The organism is Paenibacillus sp. HB172176, from assembly GCF_011947265.1.
GTDB lineage: Bacteria > Bacillota > Bacilli > Paenibacillales > Paenibacillaceae > Pristimantibacillus.
This window is the reverse complement of sequence record NZ_JAATHD010000004.1, coordinates 129338-149689: the sequence shown is the minus strand read 5'-3', so window position 1 is coordinate 149689 and position 20352 is coordinate 129338. Positions and strand designations below refer to the sequence as shown.

Sequence of the window (20352 nt, the reverse complement as noted above, 5' to 3'; positions counted from 1 at the left end):
TTTCGAATTTTTATGGATACATTATCCTTTGACGCCGCCGAGCATGACGCCTTGGACAAAGTATTTCTGAATGAACGGGTAAACCAGAAGAATCGGAATCGTGGCGAACACCACGCATGACGCCTTCAGTACTTCGGGATTCGTAAGCGATACCTGGGTTGCCTCGAGCTGAAAGCTTTCGCTCGACTGAATGATGAGATAATACAATTTCAACTGCAGCGGTCTTAGATCGACATTTTGCTTAATATAGAACAGGGCGTCCTGATAAGCATTCCAACGTCCTACCGCATAGAAGAGCGACAAGGTCGCGATAATCGGCTTCGACAGCGGCAGCACGACACTCCAGAGAATTCGGAAATGTCCCGCTCCGTCAATTCTCGCCGCCTCCTCCAGACTGTCCGGAATGCTGCCCGTGATCGACGTCTTCATAATGAGCAGATTGAACGCGCTGAACGCGGGAGGCAGAATGAGCGCCCATAACGTATCCAGCATGCCCAGATTATTAACGAGCATATAATCGGGAATAATGCCGCCGCTGAAGAACAGCGTGAACATGAACAGGAACGTAAGGATGCCCCGGCCTTTCAAGTTTTTGCGCGACAGCGGATAGGCGGCGCAGATCGTAATGATCATCCCGAGAATCGTGAAGGATACCGTCATGACGATCGATACGTACAAGGAACGCAGAATGCTTGCATCCGCAAAAATCTTCTTATACGCCTCGAAGGTCAGCCCCTCCGGCCATAGAATAACCTTGTTCGCGATGACAAACGCGTCTTCGCTGAGCGACTTCGCAACCACATGCACGAATGGCAGGAAGCATGCGAGCGAGACGAGGATCAGAGAAAGGTGGATCAGCACATCCCATGTGTCGAAACGCTTTTTCCGAAGCCTGGATTGAATGGTACTGGTTGATTTCATCGTCATCCTCCTTTCTAGAACAAGCCCTCTTCGCCTAGTCGCTTCGCAATGCGGTCAGCCATGATGACCAGCAGCAGGCCGATGAGCGACTGGAACAGCCCAAGCGCGGTCGCTTCGCTGAAATCGCCCTTCTCGATGCCCCATCGATAGACAAGAACGGGAATCGTCGTAGTGAATTCCGTCGTCGCCTTGTTCTGCAACGCGAATATTCGCTCGAACGAGCCCTCCATCACCCTGCCCAGATTCAGAATCAACAAGGTAATGATCGTCATGCGAATCGAAGGCAGCGTCACATTCCACATCTTGCGCAGGCGGCCGGAGCCGTCCATCGTCGCAGCCTCGTACAATTCAGGGTTAATGCCGCTTATCGCCGCCAGATAGATGATCGTTCCCCAGCCCATGCTCTGCCAGACGCCAATGGCGAGATAACTGACAAGCCAGTGATTATCCTCCTGCAGGAACGGAATCCGCGTCCCTCCCAGCATTTCAATCATGTTGTTGATTACGCCGTTGCCTTCGCTGAGCAGCTGATAAGCGAGAGCGCCGATAATGATCCATGAGAGGAAATGCGGCAGATAAAGCAGCGTTTGATTCACGCGTTTGAAGAATACGTTCTTCACTTCATTGAGCAACAGCGCGAGAAGGATCGGCGCCGTGAAGCTGAAGAGCAGATCGAGCACATTCAGCAGCACGGTGTTGCGCAGCGCCTTGGCAAAATTCCGATTCGTGAAAATATCCTGGAATACCTGGAAGCCGACCCAGTCGCTGCCCCAGAAGCCTCTTGCGATCTTATAGTCCTTGAAGGCCAGAATCAAACCCGACATGGGAGCGAATTTGAATAGGAGCACAAAGGCCAGCGGAATGAGCAGCAGAACGTATAACGGCCAATTATGCCTGTAATAATGCAGGAGTCTCTTGCCCGCTCCTCCCTTCACCATAAGATTGTTCTCCGGAATGGTTGCGCTTTCAACTTTCATATTCTCACCCCCGTTCATGATGTTCCCCCATCGATTGCTTCTGTCAATGTCGAGGTCGTGGCTCTATCATAGCCGTGAGTTTCTCTCGGAGTAAATCGTGAATATTGATTAACGCAGTCACTTTTGACCCCATAATCAAATCTGATGCACCGTATCAAATATGCGTCATGAAGGCTGAGAAGCCTTGTGTTTACGCCATTTCTCCGCTACCCCGCTGCAAGGCAAGTCCTAAGCTCCTGCCCGCGAAGCCTTGTAGCTGCTTGGCGGCATGCCTTCGTATTTGCGGAAAAAACGGTTGAAGCTTTGCACGTTGAAGTATCCCACCTGGGATGCGATTTGCGTCATATTCAGCTTCGTCTCGAGCAGGAGCTGCTTCGCCCGTTCGATTCGCAGCGAATTCGTATAATCGATCAGGCTCTTTCCGGTCGCTTCGCATACAATCTTGCGCATATAGGAATAACTGATTCCGATTTCCTTCGCCATCTCCTCGAATACGATATCCTCGCGGTAATGCTCTTCGAGATAGGCAATAATTCGTTCGACATAATTGGTTTCGCCCGAGTCGCGAGTCAGGTACTCCACAATCTCCCCGTAAAATTCATGCAGATATTCATTCAACTCGTCAAGCGTGTCGAGCGAAGCAATGGCGGAATACATATTGCCCCATCCCGCGAAGATGCGCGCTGTGCTGATCTTATTTTCCCGGAGATGCTTGATGGTCACGCCTGCAAGTTGATTGTAGATGAAGAGAATGTTGTCGTACGTAATATGCCGGGCGGCATGAATGTCTTCGCGGATCGCCTCCAGCTCTTGAATTATGCTCTCGAGATCTCCGCTGTCCAGGAAATTCAGAATGCGCCGCTCGCTGTTCGCGGGATACAGGTATTTCTCATTGCGATCCTCTTCCTTGCGCCAGAACATAATGCCTCCGCCGCCTTCAATCATGCGATACTTGATCATCTCCGCAGCTTCCGCCGCTTGCCCGGATACCTCAGCCGCCCGATCTCCGCAGCTGCTGATGCCGATTGTGACGGAATGGCCGAACAACTCGGCGGCTTGCGCGCTAATCACTCCGATTGCTTCCTTCACCGCCGCAAGCTCATCTTCATGCTCCTCTTGTCCATAATTGATAACGATGGCGAAGCAGCCCCCGCCTTGATAGACGATTCTGGCATAAATATTCCCGGAGAACATCCCTTCGCAATACGAGATGAAATGATAACGGTGATAGCTGCGCGTCTCCGGGTTAGTCTGGCTCACATATCTTCTATATTGGTCGATGGAAACCACGGCTGTCGCAAAATAAGACTCGGGAAACAGCTCGTCGACCTGCTTATCCAGCTCGCCTCGCAGCAGATTGTGAACCGCCAGGCTCCGGGTATCCTGCTCGCGCTCCTGCAGCATTTTGTAGAGCCCCTCTTCCTCTTCTTGCATGCGCTTAAATGCCGAATCGAGGAAAGCGAATTCGTTCCGTTTATGAGTCATGCCCAGATTGCGCTCGGATCGAATGCTCCGAACCAGCTTGCGAACCGGTCTCGACAACCATGTAGCGAGGAGTACAGTCAGAACGGTTCCCGCGAACAGGATAATGACGGTAAGGAGGATCATGCTGCGCTGCACCTGGTTCGTCTTCGTCATCAGCTCATCCATGGAATAGATGTTGACATTGACCCAATCGTAGATCTCCGAGCGCGACCATGTATACAGCCGCCTCTCCCCATCGACTTCATGGAAAGCGTATCCCTCCTCCCCCTCTTGGTTCAGAATGTCTCGCATAAAGGGTAATTCGGCTCCGTCTGAAAGCAGCAAGCTCTTGTCGTTGTTCGAAATAATGGTTCCGTTCGCATTCATCAACATATAGCCTTGCTCGCCCGGCTCCGAGGAACGCAAATATTCGCCGATTTGACTCTCTCGCATATTGACGATGATGGTTCCCCTTGTCGTAGTGGAGAGATAATTAAGAGGCAGCACGTAGGATACCACGTTGATTCCGGAATCCAGCTTGCGGGGATACCAGACGCCCGCGATTCCTCGACGTCCGGCTACCGCCTCCTTCATCCAATTCAAAGATTCATATCGTTCCAGCGGCGTAATGCCTTCATCCGTCGAGATGACATAATTCGAATCCGCCAGATAGAAGGCGGAGGAATATACGCCGTCTACCCGTTTGCTCAGATTCCGCAATTCCCTCAGCACCGCCTGTGCGTCGCTGACGTTATTGTAATTGGAGTTCACTTCATCATAGGTTTCGAAGTAACGGATGCGATCGAAAATATTGGTCGCGGTCAGCCGCACGGCGTCTTGCGCGAGGTTGTTCAGCGCGTTCTCATTGAGTCTGCGGCTCGCATTCAGTCCCGATAAAGAGGATTCCGCGATCGCGTCCTCCGAATTGCCCAATATTTGATTGCCGCTGTACCAGGTCAAGAGCGCGGTCGGCGCCGCCATGACGATGAACAGTATAAATGCCCATTGCAGCATAATCGGAATTCGTTTCATCCTAACCCCTCCATTGTCGGAACTTGGCTCGATCCTCTTCGTAACGAGAAAGAAGAGACACTGGACGTGAAATCGTCAGTGCCTCTTCTTAAATTATCGCAATATGCCTGTGAATCCCATTCAAAAAACAGACATTCTTGTATAGAATTCCGACTTGTTTGGGGCAAAGGCGACAGGAAATCATTCTGGCTGTTGATTCTCCAGCACCGACGCGAGCAAGGCGAGCGCCAAGCCCTGTCCCCAGCCCTGAGCCCACTTGCGATCGATGCCGAGATAACCTTCGATATCGTTCATCACGGCAGTGCCGCCGGACACGTTCAACACGCGCCCGTTATCCGCGATATTCGCCAGCACGCCGTCCAGCGCTCTCTGCGCATACTTGCTGTGCAGCGGATTGTTCTGAGTCATCATCGCTGCGGCAATGCCCGCCGTCGCCGACACCTCGCCATAGGCTTCACCGTAATCCAGCACCGTGCCCCAGAGGCCGTCCGCTTTCTGCAGCTTCTTCAGCGCTGCGAGTTGATCGCGCAGCGAGCTCCAGATATGCATCATCGGAGGATAGAGATAAGCCTCCGGCAATATCTTCGCGGCGCGGGACATCGTATACGCTCCCCATGCATTGGCGCGCGCCCAATAGATGCCCGACATATGGTCTTTGCCGAGATGATTGTAGCCGTGGAACCACAGACTGCTGTCCTCGTCCTGCAAGTAGTTGATATGCCAGAAGTATTGGTGCAGCGCGTCGTCGACGAGCCGCTTCTCCTTCAGCATGATGCCTGCCCGCAATAGGAAATAAGCCGCCATGAAGAGCGTGTCCGCCCAGCATTGCTCGGGAAAATCATTGTTGGCCGACACCGTATGCTGAAGAACCCGATCGCCGAACCGCAGCGCCTTATGCTCCAGATAGTCCACCTTGCTCAGGATGAGATCGAGATATTTCTGCTCGCCCGTCTGCTCGTACAACGTAATCAGCATATGCCCCATCGCGCAGGCATTGACCGTCCAGCCCGGGAGACCAACCTCGATGTATTCGTCGCAGAATGCCGCCATTCGGTCGAGATAGCTCTGCTCGCCGGTCACCTCGAAGGCGCGGCTGACGCCGTAATACGCAACCCCGCAGGGCCAGTCCCAGGTGAGATCCATCTCCAGCGTATAATCCGCAACTTGCGCGATTATCTGCCTTAGTTCCGTTTCATTCATATTCAACTTCAAGTTGTCAGCTCCTTTGCTTTATTGAATAATAGAGCGCTCAAGTTAGCTCCGGGTACAATCTAACGAAGACTCCTAACGTTAATCTCCTCCTGTCACCCGCTGCATGTTTTTAACGAAGATTCATACCGCTATTGCAACAAGAGATGGCCTTTTTCCACTGAAAACCAATAAATAAGCATATAGATATTCGTTAGATTTCTAATCATACAGAAAAGTAGCTTTTAACGTTATAAAGATTCGTTAGAGTTCCACTCCTATATAATTGACTCCGATACCGTTTCATGCCGCATCCCAAGCAAGCGTACCGGGCCGATCAACCCGGACGGCCAAGATTTGCCGTCATACTGATTCGTCAAGCTGTTCGTGACCGCAACCCGCAGAACGTTCATGCCTTGCTGCAGCTCCTGCCCAATCGCAAACATATAAGGACTCCACATCTGAACGCCAACTTCTCTGCCGTTCACCCATACGCGGGCAAGCTCATGCACAATTCCGAGATCGAGCTTGATGCTTGTCCATTCCGCAGCGGGACTCCACTCAAAGGATGTCTCATATACAACCGTGCCCGAAAAATGCTCCAAGCCCGCCCATTCGGTCCACGAGGCAAGCGCCTTGAGTTCTCCTGTCCAAGGCCCCTCCACGACGCGCCAGCCTGCCGACAAATCTTTAAACTCGATTGCCGCCTCAAACGCACCAGTCGAGCCCTCTTCTAGCTCATGCCCGCGCTCAATTCGCTTCCAATCATCGTGCTCTTGCTCAGACCAGTCATTCGGCTGAACCGCAATCACAAGGCTCGCTCTGCGCTCCAGACTTAGAATTACGTTCTGACCGTCAATGGTGCCGATTGCGCTTGCCGCATCGCAGCTTCCCGTCCAAGGATTCCAAACCTCCGTCAGCCCGGTATGCTTCATGCGCAGAGCTCCTGAGTAGCCTTCCTCGCCCTCATTCACAATAACGTAGAACAGCATCCCGTTCTTCTCCACGCGGCTAATACGGATATCCGCACATGAGGGATTGAGCGAATAATCCCGATCCAGCCTGCGTTCCAACTCCTCGGCAGCTTGCTGCTCCTGTTGAACACAGATCTGGCCAATGTCACGAATCTGCCCAATGCTATTGGCTGACCCGTCTTCGTCTCTCCCATTCCACTCAATGATCAAGCCTCCCTGCCGGACGAACGCTTCAAGCGTTTCCCAACTGCCCGGAGCAAAGCGACTTCCTTCCTGGATCAGAACGGCGCTGTAACGGTAGCCGGCAATTTCGATCAACCCATCCTTCACTTGGCAGGCATGCTGCAACAGTGACTCCTCAAGATAATTGAATTCGATCTGCCGCTCGTACAGCGGCTTGACGATTCTCCAAGGCAGATAGTCTCCCCCCGCCAAAACAGCAACTTTGGCGCTGTTCACGCTGCCAGTCATCAGCCAGCTCATTCGCTTGATATATCTCGAGATCGTCTTGTACTCCGGCCACCAAATATTGTTCGGACCGACATCCGGCGGCCGCTCATCTCTGCGCTCTCCCCGAATAGAGTAATAGAAGGCATGCGGGCTAATGAGATTGACGCCTCGGACGAACAGCCAGTCGAGATACCACTTCATATTGTCCGCCGTCAGCGTCCAGCCGCCCTCGATGCCGCATACGCCGAAAGCCTCGTTCAGATTTCTGCGTTTTCCCCGGTGGCGGGCGGAATCGGACGAGCACTTGCCCATCGTGCTGTGCGCGCCCGTCAGCCCTTTGCCGTCCTCCGGCGCAATATAGCGCCACACCACGTCCTGTCCGGGAATATGGAACGGGGTGAGAAGACCAATGTCGTCGCTGGCGGCCGGATGCCCTGTCAAGCCGATGCCATGCGCCTCGCACCAATCGGCAAGCGGCTGATAGTAGGTGCGCGCCAGACGTTGCCGTACGACGGCGGCAAAGCGCTCGCGAACCTCCGCTTCCGCTTGTCCCTCCTCGAACCAGAGCAACGCCAGATCTTGCTCGCGTCCGCCCGCCGCAACGAATTCATCCAGCAGTCCGCTCGTCCAAGGCTTCAATCCCTTGACATGACCGCGGCCGAGCAGATCCGGCTCGTCCGTGAACATTGCGAACACCGTCTTGCCGAAGTAGCGGCTCAGCTTGGCGTAGTACCGTTCATGCGTTAACGCGATGAACGCTTGTACCGCCGCCGGATTCAGCAGATCCGCCGCCGCGGGAACATCGGGCTCGCCGTCATCCTGGCCGGGATGAACGCCGCGGATCGTTCCCTTCGAGTACGTGTCGACGAAGAGGAGCAGAGACCAGTCGCCCTCCTTCGGCGGGGCGAACGAGATCGCTCCGTCCGCGACATCGAGCAGGATCGCTCCGCCTGCGTCTACCTCCCGCTCCGACCGCTTGCGGACGGCTTGCGCCGATACGAGCGTCTCGCCGGGCTGCAGCGACAATGCGATAGAGCCGCCCCCCGGCGGACAAGCGATTTCTCGAAGCTGGAGCCCCCGGCTAGCGTAGTCTGGATTCCGCTTTACGACCATGCCGTTGGCCGATCCGGACGGATACATCCCCTCATCGTAGAGAATAACCCTCATGCCTAAGCGTTCGGCTTCGGCAACCGCCGCCTCGACCAGCTCCATATAGCCATCGGACAGATAAGGCATCGAGCGGGGCAAGCCCATGCGCGGATGCAGCACGAAGCCGTCGACTTCCTTCTCATGGAATTCGTTTATTTGTCTTATAATCTCCTCTTCGGTCAACTCATCGTTCCAGAACCAGAACGGAATCGGGCTGAATTCGGCAGGGGGATTCAGGAATTGCTTCTTCAATGCTTCCATGTGACTCATACCTACACCTCATTCATTTATTCCTAACGTTACCTTAACGGTTCATGCGATGGCCTGCAATCCTACTTTTTTGTTTGACGCCAATAGAGCGGTAGCACTTTTTTGGAGAAGTAGAACTATTTTGCCCGAGCGCACTCGTCGATCCCCGTCTCGAACAGCTTCTTCGCGCTTTTCAATCCTTCAAGAGCATGAAGAGTCGGCACGTATTCCAGTCCAAAATAGTGCTGGTACCCCGCCTCGCTCAAAGCACTGATCAGATTCCCATAATGAATTTCTCCGAATTGCAGCTCATGCCGCCCCGGGCAGCCCGCAGCGTGTATATGACCAATGCTCGCAATATGCTCGGTCATGGCGGAGATCAGATTTCCTTCCGTCACCTGTTGATGATACGCATCGAACAAGACCTTCACATAACGGTTCCCGACTTGATCGATAATATCGAAGGCCTCGCTCGAACGAGACAAAAGTTGTCCAGGATGATCGACAGCCGTGTTCAGAGGTTCTAATAGAAGGGTAATCCCCGCCTCCTCGACAATCCCAGCGGCGGACCGCAGCCCACTTGCCACATCCTCAAGTTGTTTTGCCCGCGGCATATCCTCGCTTTCATTGCCTGCCGTCGTGATCAGCCTCTTGCAGCCAAGACGCTTGGCCACAGCGACCGCATCCCGGAGACCTTCCAAATATTCGCCATGCGAATCCCGGTTAGCGAGCGCGCCGCCCACCGTGCAGAAGGCCGACAGCGTCAAACCCAGCCTGTCCATCTCGCGCTCCATTCGGTCCAAGTCCTTGTTCTTCCAGTTCCAAAATTCAAAGGCGCCTATTCCGCTCTTCTTGACCAGCTCCAGCGCCTCTGTCAAATCCCAGCCCCGACAAATCGAATCTATACATACAGACAGCTTCACAGATTATTCCTCCTTGAAATCTCCTATTCGGCAAAAGAGCGCTGCAACGCTAAAAACCAGCGTTGCAGCGCAGCATCATGTGGATTTCACCACCTAATCCAACGTTCTTATTCAACGACGTTAACGCTTACCCTTGCAGGATACATGCCCTCCGCATAGGCCGTCAACACCACGCGCCCCTGCTCTCCGGTCAATCGAATGACCGTACTGACGCTTCCCCGGTACATATGCATCCAGTTCCGATCATACGGCTCGCTGGAGCTGAGATCGCCATTATCGACGCGTACAATCTCCGCAGGTCCTTCCACCTGGAATGTGACCTTGGCGCTTTCGCGGAATACGGAAGTTCCTTCCGCATCCTCCGCTCTCACCGTAAACAATTGATGATAGCCTTCCCTGACAGCAAGCCTGACCTCCTCCTCGTCGAACCGAAGCTTCACCGCAGCTCCTGCCGTTTTCAGCGTATAGCTGCAAGCTTCTTCCCCGTCCTTGAAGCCCCTCACGGTTACAGTGCCGGGCAAATAAGGAAGAAAACCTGTAATCATGCGGTTAGGGAAGGAAGCAGGCTGCTTCACATAGAACTGCTTGCCGTTCACGTCCAGCGTTACTTCCTCGCAATTCGTCGCGATCATGTAGGGAATGACGGTTTTGTTAAACTGCGGGAAATCCCAGTGGCTGGCGTATCTTGGCGCATCCCAATGCTCCTTGACGACCTCGTCCTGCAAGGAATAATCCATCACAGCCATATAGACCATCGGCTTCTCTGACCAATAGCTCTCATATAGATAGGAGAGCGGCTTGCGTTCCATCGTGGTCCAGAACAGCGAGCCGGCCCAGCCTTTGGCCGGATAGCCCATTGATTCGCCAAGATAGTCGATGCCCGTCCACAGCATGCCGCCGATCACATAATCATGCTTTTCCACATCCAGCCAAGGGCATTCCTCGCTAAAATTCTGCATTTGATCCGGATGCCCGCGGAAATATTGATACGTCTCCGTTCCGAGAATCAGCTTGTCCGGCATCGCCTTGTGAATATCCGGATACCATTGCTCCTGATAATTGCAGGAGATGACATCCACGATATCGGCGATTCGGCGGATACGCTCGATTCTCTCGTCCCTGTCGTAGATCTCCGTATCGCTCACCGTATCGACGAATTGCTGAATATCCTCCACTTTGGACAGATCCACGTTGCTCTCGTATTTGAAATGGGGATTCATCGCATAGGAGACAGGTCTCGTATCGTCGAGCGTACGCAGATGATCTCTCAGCATCCTAAGAATGCCAAGCATCGACTCCTGCGCCTGATTCTCCACTTCGTTCCCGACGCCCCACATGAAGATGCATGGATGATTGCGGTCTCTTCGCACCATGCACTCCAGATCGCGCTGCCACTCCGTCTCGAAATATCTCCTGTACGAACCGCCGACCCACTTGTCGAACGGCTCCTCGTAGACCAAGAGGCCAAACTCGTCGCATAGATCCAGCAGCTCCGAGGCCGGAATATGATGCGAGACGCGAATCGCGTTGCAGCCGATTTCCTTCAGCTTCAAGAATCTCTCTCTCCAGATCTCCGGCGTGACCGCTGTCCCAAGCGAACCCCCATCCTGATGCACGCATATGCCTTTGATCTTGACCCTTTGACCGTTCAGGAACATGCCTTGGCCTGGAATCATCTCAATCGATCGAACGCCGATGCGCATATCGTACACATCCGAAACTTCATCGCCGTCATAGAGCGACAATTCCAGCTTATAGAGATTCGGTTCCTCGGGACTCCACAGCTTTGCATTCGCTATGTCAATATGGATCACTCCATTGTCCGATTCTCCAACGAACTCAGCATCACTATTCGTCAAGCGCGCCTTCACCAAGGAAGCGGACCCGGTCCGGATCGTTACGTTCGCCGTGCTGCCATTCATCTCCGAAGTAACCTGAATATTCCCTGGATCAAGATGCTTCTCCTTTAATTCCAACAGCTTGACCGTGCGGTAGATGCCCGCTCCCGAATACCATCTGTCGGCGGGGAAAGCCGTATTGTCCACCTTGACCTGAATCAGATTGTCTCCCTCTTGGATGCTGTGCGTAATATCCAGCGTAAAGCGGGAATAACCATATTTTCTTCCTCCAACTTCCATGCCGTTCACCCATACCGTGCTGTTCTCGTATACGCCGTCGAACTGCAATTGATACACATAACCGTCCTTCTTTTCGGCCAAAACCAGCTTTTTGCGATACCAGCCGATCCCCCATCTCTCGCGAAAACCCTGGGCTGTTCCTTGCTTCATATCCCGATTGACCGGGGCGGTTATCGCCCAGTCATGCGGCAAATGCACAGGTTTGAAGTTCTGATCCTGAGGTTCTCCCAGCGCAAACTCCCAATTATTCATTATCGGCGTCTCGATTCTGCACATGCTGATCAACATCCTTTCGAGGTTCATTTCATTGACGTTGCAACGCAACATTCTTTGTTATATTGTTAATTGTAAACCGCTGCATGATAGCCAACAATCTAATCATATTAAGAATAATAGCAATATATTAAACATATTGAGGGTGATTGCCATGAGAAGATATATCCCTGTTATAACGGAGTCCGACAAGGAGCTCCCCTACTATCTGGTTAACGCAGGACAGCAGTGGGATCAGGAGCATGTCATTCGTCCGAACGGCTATCTCTATCAATGGATTCAGTGTGTGGAGGGAGAAGGAGAGCTAAGACTTGACGGGAAAACCTATCGTGTGAAGCCCGGCATGGGCATGCTGCTCTTCAAAGGAGCCGAGCATGAATACTATGCCCTGGCTTCATCCTGGATCGTAGATTGGGTGGTCTTCGACGGTCATCAAGTCGATGCGTTCTTGAAGCGGAACGCCGGTATTGCATCATCCGGCGTCTATTACGTGTCTAGGCCCGATATCCTCCTGGACACCATTCGCCAGGTTCTGGATATCGGGCAAACGGATACCGCGCTCAAGGGAATTCAGTGCTCGGGCGTCATGTATACCTTACTCACACAGATCGTGCAATACACATCCCTGCTTCCGAACAACAGTGCCACCAGCCTGAACTTCAAGCTTAAGCCGTTATTCGATTATATTGAGCAGAACTACAATCGTCCGCTCACGCTCGAAGGCATGGCGGACGTGATTGGGGTAACGCCCCAGCATCTGTGCAACGTATTCAAGAAGACGACCCATCTTCGCCTCTTCCAGTATATTCAATCCGTGAGAATCAAGAAAAGCAAGGAACTCCTGCTGCTGCATCCCCACCTGCAAGTGCAGGAGATCGCCGCTCTAACCGGCTTTGAAGATCCCAACTACTTCTGCTCCGTCTTCAAGAAACACGAGCAGCTTAGTCCGAATCAGTACAGGAAGATTTATAATTGAATCTTATTTCCGGCTCAGCTCTCTAAACTCGCTAGGCGCAATTCCCTCTTCCTTCTTGAAGATCCGATTGAAATAACTATGCTGATCCATGAGATTCTTGAAGCCCGATAACCGGACAAATACCATGACATACTTCTTGTCATAACACTCTTTTAAATGGGCAAAAAGCAGCCTTGCACTTTCTTTATGAAGTAGTATTATTTTGAAAAACCGTTGCGGCGCTTGAAGTTATATCCATAAAAAGGAAGAAACCGACAAAGCGAATGCTTCGTCGGTGTCTCTTATTTCTTTGATTATGCGGCTGTCATACCTTTATCCACAGAGGTTATCAAAGGCGCGATACAGCATATCGCAGAACTGCTCGCGCGTCACATAGGACAACGGCTCGAGACAGCCGGTCTCGTTCCAGGCCTTGGGCAGAATCCCATGCCGCTTCAACAGGCTGAAGCAGACGAAATTCGGATCCTCGAGCGGCAGATCGCTCCATGGAGAGAATGCGTTCCCCTCCTGCTCCCGATCCGCAGGGAATCCACACAGGCGGACCAACCAGCGGGCCGCGTCGGCCCACGACAAAGCCGCCGTCGGATAAAAGCCGTTCGTACCCAGCCAGCCGTCGACAATCGTCTTCAGCCGCGCCACATAAGGATAATCCGGATGCTCGGGGCCGACATCGACGTAATCGCGGACGGCTTCCGTTGCGCCCGCGCCGTCCATTCCTTCCTTGATGCGGCCTCCCGCCAAATCCCCGAAAGAGCATAGCCAACGAACGGCTTCCGTTCGCGTCAACGCATCGTGCGGGCGGGCATAGTAGCTGGGGAAGAAGCCCTTGGTTCCGAAGAACTGGATGCCTTTCCCTTCCCCGAAGAGGGGCGCCGTCTCAATCGTGGCATCCTGCCTCGTGCGCTCTCCCGGCACGTTCAGCAGCTCCCAGACATGATCCTGTCCGCCGGTGTCGTAGAAGAACGTAATCACTTGGCCGGCGTCGAGCAGCATTCGCTGCAGCTCGGCAACATCGATCCGGGAAGGCGACTTCTCCCGAGTCAGGGCAAGATGCGCCGCGGTGCCCGCCGCCTGGCCGAGCGCGCTCCATGGCGGCTCCATGCGGAGCACGCTGAAGCCGAGATGCGTGGCCGACATCGCGCCGGGCACGAGCAGATTGTCAAGGTCGCGCGGCAGCATGACGCCATAGGGAATCTGCGCAGGCTTGGAAATTGCCCGCAGGTAGACATGCCCTTCCATCTGCGGCCACTCCTCCTTCTTGCGCTGGACGATATGCGAATCGACATGATAATCGCCGACCGCGACGGAGTCGGCGTGAATCGGCGCACGCTCGCCGCCGGGCGCCAGGAAGGCGTCATGCGAAGTGAAGGTCGCTCGGCCCGCGATCCGCCTCGCCTCACGGACATAGAACTCATAGGGAATATGTCCGTTATCCGCGAATTCATCCTTCGGGAAGCCCCATGTGCCGCATTCCTCTCTGAACGCAAGCGGCAGCTCTTCGTCATGCTGGACGAACCAGAGCAGCCCCGTCATATAAGACCGGTACGTCGCGATAATCTCTCTTCTCTCTTCTTCGCTTCCCTCCGGATACCCGGTGTTCGCTTCCGGCAGATCGAGACTGACGCCTATCGGACGGTTATTCCCGTTGAACTTGCCGTTCGGAATCGGCGCAAGCCGTATCACGTCGTTCAAGCCTTTGATCCGGCCCTCCTTCGCCAGCTCGACAAGCGGCGCGTACAAATCGCGATTATAATCGGCGGGACGCTCGATCCTCACCCGCAGCTCGGCCCGGTTCGTCAGACAAAGGCGGTAATTATACGCTTGAATGCGCTCGTCTCCTTCGCCTGTGCTGCCTTCGAGCACCTGGAGTCCCGGATTGCGCAGAAAGATGAAGCCGGCATACGGCTCATCGTATTCCTCGCGCCCTTCCCTGCCGACGCGATAGGCCGCCCCGGCCAAGGCGGCCAGATCGCCTTCATAGGAGCCGTCGATCCATAGCTCGGCTGCATGCTCGACTCTGTTGCCGCTCACGCGGTCCTCGCAGACGATACCAGAAATCCTCCCCTCCGCCGCGCGCGCTTCGATTAATCGAACATTCCTGACCAGAGTAAGCTCGGGCAGCTCCGCGACCATCTCCTCGAAGACGGCCTCCGCGACATGCGGCTCGAACCAGATGCCGCCGTTGCAAAGCTTCGCTTCCTCCGAGTCGGAGCCATAGGTTTCCGTATAATAGCGAAGCACTCTATCCGTGAACTGCTTGAAGATGCCTCCGAATGCCCACGGAAATCGCAGATCGGTAATGCTCAGCCCGCTCGACATCATGCCTCCAATATGCTGTCCATGCGCAAGCAGCGTCACCTGCCGGCCGTACCGCGCTGCGGCGATCGCCGCAGACAAGCCGCATGGCGTGGCTCCGTAGACTACGATTTGAGATTGCTTGTTCAATGTTTTCACCCTCCATCCCGTGACTATCCCCATCATAGAGGCTGCAAGGCACGGGCTGTTAGGGAAAAGCATGACTTCCATCCTGAAACATTTGATGAATTGCAGCGTCTCTCCAATCAGCCCTTCTTGATCTCGCCCGGCGTAACGCCCCAATGCTTGTGAAAGACGCGGATGAAATAGCTGATGTCGGCGTAGCCGAGCAGATTCGCCACATCGTATACCTTCATGCCTTCGGACAAATTGCGGCGGGCGTACTCCATCTTCTTGTCGAAGATATAGACGGAGAACGAGATTCCCATCTCCTTCTTGAACACGCGGCTGAGATAGGAAGCGTTGATAAAAAACTTCTGGGCGATTCCATGCAGGCTAATATCGCTCGTTATTTCCCGCTCCACATAGGCAACGATGTCCCGAATCAGCTTCTGGGTGCCGGATAGCCGCGTTTGATTGGCATAATGAATAATCTTCGCGACCATGCGCTCGAACAGCTCTCCGACCTGCTCCTTCGTCTGCAAGCTCTCCAGCCGGTGAAATCGCTCGTAATCGCTGCCGGCGACCTCCTGAACCGACCAGCCTCGAAGATGAATCATTCGTATGAACACGCCCGCGAGATACAGGATCTGCTCCTTGACCGCCTCCGCGCTCCCCATCTTGTGCAGCCCCTCTTCCAGCAGCTCCCGGCATGTCGCGAGCGCCTTCTCTTCGTCTCCGACATCGATTGCCGACTTCATCGTCCGAATGAGGCTGTTGTCGGCCTGCACCTCGTTGCGAGCCTGGTCCTGATCGCGGTGGGGAATGACGAGGTCGTTGCCGTATAGAATTCTTTTGTTCAGAGCCTGCACGGCCTGAAGCCAGGATTGCGACACATTCACCGGCTGAGCGACCGCCCCTCCGACGCCGGCGCTGGCCGTCAGCTTCAGGCATTCTTTGATTGCTTCCAGCAGCTTGGACGCCCAAATGTTGACCCGATTGTACAGCTGCTCCTCCTGCTCGCCTTCCTCGCCGTAGAACAGCAGAACGGCTCTCTCCCCCGCATCCTGGAATACCCACAGCGACTGATCCTGCAGCAATTCGACGGCGATGCCGTGAAGGGAGAAGCGAATCAGCGACTGATCGCGCTCGGTGAAGCGCGTTTCGCCGCTCTGCAAGGGGTCCATATCAAGAACGGCGGCAATGTACGTCCCATTCGCAGGAAGACGAATATGCAGCTCCTCGCTCTTGCTCTCCAGCTCCCAATTCGCATAGCGGCCCATGATCCAATTCTGGAAAAACATCAATTGCAGCCGGGGGAGATGCTCCTGCCAACGCTTCAGCGCCTCTTCCTGCGTCTGCAGCACCTCCAGCTCCTTGCGAAGCTCGCTGGCGGCTCCGGTTACGATGCTTACGATCTGCTTGTCGCCCGCGGGCTTCAGCAAATAGTGGTACACGCCCAGCTCAATCGCTTTCTGGGCGTAATCGAAGCTGTCGTAGCCGCTCAATATAATGATTTTCGTCGCTGGCTGCATCTGCAGCAGCTTGGGTGCAAGCGTCAGCCCGTCCATGCCCGGCATGCGGATATCCATCAGCACAATCTCCGGCTTTACCTGCTCGAACAGCTCCAGCGCCTCATTCCCGTTGGCGGCAAGCGCGGCGACAGTAATATCATGCTCATGCCACGGAATATTCCTCGCGATGCTGTTTCTTAACTGCATTTCGTCCTCTGCGATCATCAGATTCATGGCTCAGGCTCCTTCCTTCTCCGGCTGCGGAATCAACAAACTGACCGTTGTGCCGTCCTCTCCGCTCTCCAGCAGCAAGCGGGCTTCCGGCCCGTAATACATCGATAGACGAGCTTTCACGTTGCGCAATCCGAACAAGTCGCTCGGCATATCCCCATCTTGGAAAAAAGCTTTCTCCGCTTCGTCAAGCCTGCTCCGGATATAGGCATGGCGTTCGGGCGTCATGCCGGCTCCGTTGTCATGCACGCGAAGCAGCAAGCTCCCCCCGACCATCGAAGCCGACAAGGTGAGCTCCATGCGGCTGATCGTCTCCTCGAGGCCGTGCACGATCGCGTTCTCGACAAGAGGCTGTATGATCAGCTTCAGAATCGGGATAGAGCCGCAGGCCTCGTCGATTTGGAATCGCACATTCAGCCTGCCGGCAAATCTCGACTGCTGAATCAGCAAATAATAGTTGAGATGCTCGAGGGTCTCGTCCAGCGTGAAGGTCTCCCTGCCTTTGCTTAAGTTAAGCCGCAGGAAACGGGACAGGTTCAGCACCATCTCGCTCAGATCCTCCGCCCCGTGATCCTTGGCCGACCAATAGATCGAATCGAGCGTATTGTACAAGAAATGAGGGTTAATCTGCGATTGCAGCAGCTTCAGCTCCGTCTTAGATCGCCGCAGCTGCTGCTCGTAATTATCGTGAATGAGATGCCGCTGCTCGGTCACGAGCTGATTGAAGCTTTCGATCAAATAGCCCAGCTCGTCATGCCGCACGACATCGAGTTTGGTATCGAGCATGCCTCGGCGCAATCGCTTCATCCCCGAAGCCAGATAATTGACCGGCGCGGATATGCCGCGATAGACGACCCAGGCGATCCATACCGCCAGCACGAAGCTCAGAAGGATGATCATCGCCATATACAGCTGCTGCTTATGCAATTCGACGAAGAGATCCCGCTCCGGCTGCACGAGCACAAGCGAGAAGCTCGTAAGCGGCGAGCTTACCCGCATCCCCAGCAATCGCTCGCCGGAGCTCTCCGACAACACCGTGAAGGCGTCCGACGCGGGCAGGCTGGCCAAAGTCTCATCCGACTCATCAGGCTCATCCGACTCACCCGGCTCCCCTGTTCCAACGACCACCCGTCCTTGCTCATCCAGCAAATACACATCGCCGCGCGGCGAAGGCGCCAGGTCGCCAATCAGCTTCAGAAGCGCCTCCCTGTCTACTGTCAGCATCAGCACATCGCCTTGTCTCTGAGGGTTGCCGAGGTCCATCAGGCGCATAAGCGTAATCCCGTTCAGCGATACGGCCTGCTGCAGCTCGGGAACGATGGGAGGATCCGCTTCGTCCGGTATGACCCACATCGGTCTTCCCCCGGAGCTCTGCGCTTGATCGTACCACAGAACTCCGGCAAGCTCCGGCACATGCTTCGGTCCGTACCTCGACGAGACCATCAGACCGGAACGAACATGCAGGATCGAAGCCTGGGCAATCGCCGGGCTGGTGGTCGTGACCGCCAGCAGATGCTGGCTCATCCGCTGGAACTCCAATATGAGAGCGGGATCGATCCCTTCATTCGCCTGCTGCAGTGTATCGTTCAAGTTGATGTCGGATGATATTAATGCCGATATTTCCTGAATGCCGCTGAGCGTCATTTCGATATAGGCCATCGTCGATTCCATCGCATTGCCGGTCCGCTCGCCAATCTGCCTCTTCAATATTTGCTGCGATTGATAGAGTCCGTAGAGACTGGCGGCAACAAGCGGCAGCAGGATAAGCAGGATCGAGAACGTTAATCGAAATTGTATGGAGCTCTGCAGCCTACGCTTGATCCAATGTGCCGGATTTCTCATAGCCGTATTCTCCTCCCGCATGCAATCGCTTCAAGATAGAAGAAATGGTATCCCCGGAGAGCGAGAATACCATTTCTTTTGATTGTACTTTATTTGTTCTTGTTTTTATACCACTCGTTCACCTCTTGCGTAATTTCGTCGCCGCCGTCCTTCTTCCATTGCGCGACGAACTTATCGAAGTCGTCCAGCGGAATGACGCCCATGATCATCTTCGTGAACGTTTCGTTCTCCAGGCTGGACAGCTTGGCGCCGTACTCGCCCATCCCGTCCGTCGGAAGTCCCGTGTAGAGATCCGGGATGCCGTTCTTCAAGATCGTATTAATATTTTCCACCAATTTGAACTGAGGATCTCCGTCGTCGATCGCTTGCAGTCTGCCAAGCTTCAGATTCGGATCGCCCGGCTGGGCGAACGCAAGCCCCAGACGGTACAGATGGAGATTGTTTTGCTCCTCGTCAATGACGACCTTGCCGTCCTTCTTCGTCCATACTTCATTCTCGAAGCCGTTCTTGATACTGCTGAAGCCTTCGCCAACGATGAAATTAAGCATTTTCACTACGGCCTCCGCCTCCGCCTCCGAGGAAGTGGCCGGCACGACCATGTATTGCGATATTTTATTGCCGAGCGCTATGCCGGATTTGCCTTCGGGACCTGTCGGATAGCCGATCGGAATCCAATCCGCCTTCGGATCGCTCTTCTTGTTGGCCAGAATCGGCGTGCGGGTATCCTGCCATCTTGCGGAGAATAATCCCGCCTTGCCGCCGCCTATCTTCTCGTTGATCGTGGTTTGTTTGTTGAGCGCCCATTCCTGATCCAGCACTTTATCCTTGTAGAGTCCGTTCAGATACGTCAACGCCTGCTTCATTTCGGGCAAAATACTGCCATTGACGAGCTCGCCGTTCCGTTCCATCCATATGCCTTGCTGTACGCCGAACGCGCCGAGGAACGGGCCCAGACGGTCCAGATTTTCGCCTGCCAGCAAGCCGACCGTGTCGGCTTTGCCGTTTCCGTCGGGATCCGCTTCGGCGAACGCCTTCGCGACAGCCGCATAGTCCTCCAGCGTCTTCGGCGCCTGGAGACCCAGATTGTCCAGCCAGTCCTTGCGCACGTACATCAGCTGCGTCGCCTCGGTATCCCCCAGTCTTGGCACCGCATAGATTTTGCCGTCAATCGTGACGCCGTCCCAAGCTTCTTGCGGAATTTGCTTCATTAGATCTGAGCCGTACTTGTCGATCGCTTCATTCAGCGGCTTCAACGCCTTCTGGTTCAAGAAGGAGATGAATTGCTCCGCTTTCGGCACCACCATCATATCCGGCAGATCGCTTGAGGCAAGCAGCACGTTCAGCTTGTCTACATATGCGCTGCCTTCCGACGGATAAGCGGTAATCTCTATATCCAGACCGGTGCTGCTGCGAATATAATCGGAATACGGATTAGTGTTGTCGTCCATCCCGTCCGGATATTTCACCGAGCTGGCTTGAGCCGGCTTGACCACCTGAATCTTTACATTGGCAGCGCTGCCGTCATTGCCGTCCTTCTTGCCCCCGGAGCATCCTGTCGCCGCCGCAGCGGTCAGAATGAGCGCCGCTGAAGCGATCAGAATCCTTTTTCCCTTGCGTTGTTTCCACATGCAGACCA

The 20352-nt window shown here is 54.4% G+C and carries 12 protein-coding genes; 1 reads left to right on the top strand and 11 read right to left on the bottom strand.

Translation table 11 applies throughout. From position 1 onward, the window contains the following. Positions 1-21 precede the first annotated feature (21 nt). The 7 genes from HFP08_RS07910 to HFP08_RS07880 form a co-directional block, all read right to left on the bottom strand. Positions 22-921: a carbohydrate ABC transporter permease gene (locus HFP08_RS07910; RefSeq protein WP_168120046.1), complete on the bottom strand. Its 900-nt coding sequence runs from the start codon at positions 919-921 to the stop codon at positions 22-24. 14 nt (positions 922-935) lie between these two features. After that, on the bottom strand, positions 936-1898 hold the full coding sequence (locus HFP08_RS07905; protein ID WP_168120045.1) for an ABC transporter permease: 963 nt from the start codon (positions 1896-1898) through the stop codon (positions 936-938). Between the two features lie 228 nt (positions 1899-2126). Continuing rightward, a complete protein-coding gene (locus tag HFP08_RS07900) occupies positions 2127-4394 on the bottom strand; it encodes an AraC family transcriptional regulator (RefSeq protein WP_168120044.1) in 2268 nt (755 codons plus the stop codon). Positions 4395-4574: 180 nt separating this feature from the next. Further along, positions 4575-5594, bottom strand: coding sequence for a glycoside hydrolase family 88/105 protein (locus HFP08_RS07895; protein WP_168120252.1), 1020 nt, complete (start codon positions 5592-5594; stop codon positions 4575-4577). 266 nt (positions 5595-5860) lie between these two features. Then, positions 5861-8425: a glycosylhydrolase-like jelly roll fold domain-containing protein gene (locus HFP08_RS07890; protein WP_206109207.1), complete on the bottom strand. Its 2565-nt coding sequence runs from the start codon at positions 8423-8425 to the stop codon at positions 5861-5863. A 116-nt stretch (positions 8426-8541) separates the two neighbouring features. Beyond that, positions 8542-9327, bottom strand: a complete 786-nt coding sequence (locus tag HFP08_RS07885; RefSeq protein ID WP_168120043.1) for a hydroxypyruvate isomerase family protein — start codon at positions 9325-9327, stop codon at positions 8542-8544. A 107-nt stretch (positions 9328-9434) separates the two neighbouring features. Then, positions 9435-11741 (bottom strand): glycoside hydrolase family 2 TIM barrel-domain containing protein, encoded by a 2307-nt coding sequence (locus tag HFP08_RS07880; RefSeq protein ID WP_168120042.1) that lies wholly within the window; start codon positions 11739-11741, stop codon positions 9435-9437. Between the two features lie 151 nt (positions 11742-11892). Here HFP08_RS07880 and HFP08_RS07875 point away from each other — a divergent pair, with 151 nt between their 5' ends. Next, complete coding sequence (locus tag HFP08_RS07875; protein WP_168120041.1) at positions 11893-12714, top strand: AraC family transcriptional regulator; 822 nt, start codon at positions 11893-11895, stop codon at positions 12712-12714. A 312-nt stretch (positions 12715-13026) separates the two neighbouring features. Here the strand turns inward: HFP08_RS07875 and HFP08_RS07870 are convergent, their stop codons facing one another. The 4 genes from HFP08_RS07870 to HFP08_RS07855 form a co-directional block, all read right to left on the bottom strand. Then, positions 13027-15159, bottom strand: a complete 2133-nt coding sequence (locus tag HFP08_RS07870) for an FAD-dependent oxidoreductase (protein WP_168120040.1) — start codon at positions 15157-15159, stop codon at positions 13027-13029. A 116-nt stretch (positions 15160-15275) separates the two neighbouring features. Beyond that, positions 15276-16877, bottom strand: a complete 1602-nt coding sequence (locus tag HFP08_RS07865) for a response regulator transcription factor (RefSeq protein ID WP_168120039.1) — start codon at positions 16875-16877, stop codon at positions 15276-15278. A gap of 3 nt (positions 16878-16880) precedes the next feature. Continuing rightward, complete coding sequence (locus tag HFP08_RS07860) at positions 16881-18716, bottom strand: cache domain-containing sensor histidine kinase (protein ID WP_168120038.1); 1836 nt, start codon at positions 18714-18716, stop codon at positions 16881-16883. Between the two features lie 89 nt (positions 18717-18805). After that, positions 18806-20344, bottom strand: a complete 1539-nt coding sequence (locus HFP08_RS07855) for an extracellular solute-binding protein (protein ID WP_168120037.1) — start codon at positions 20342-20344, stop codon at positions 18806-18808. Between the last annotated feature and the right edge of the window lie 8 nt (positions 20345-20352).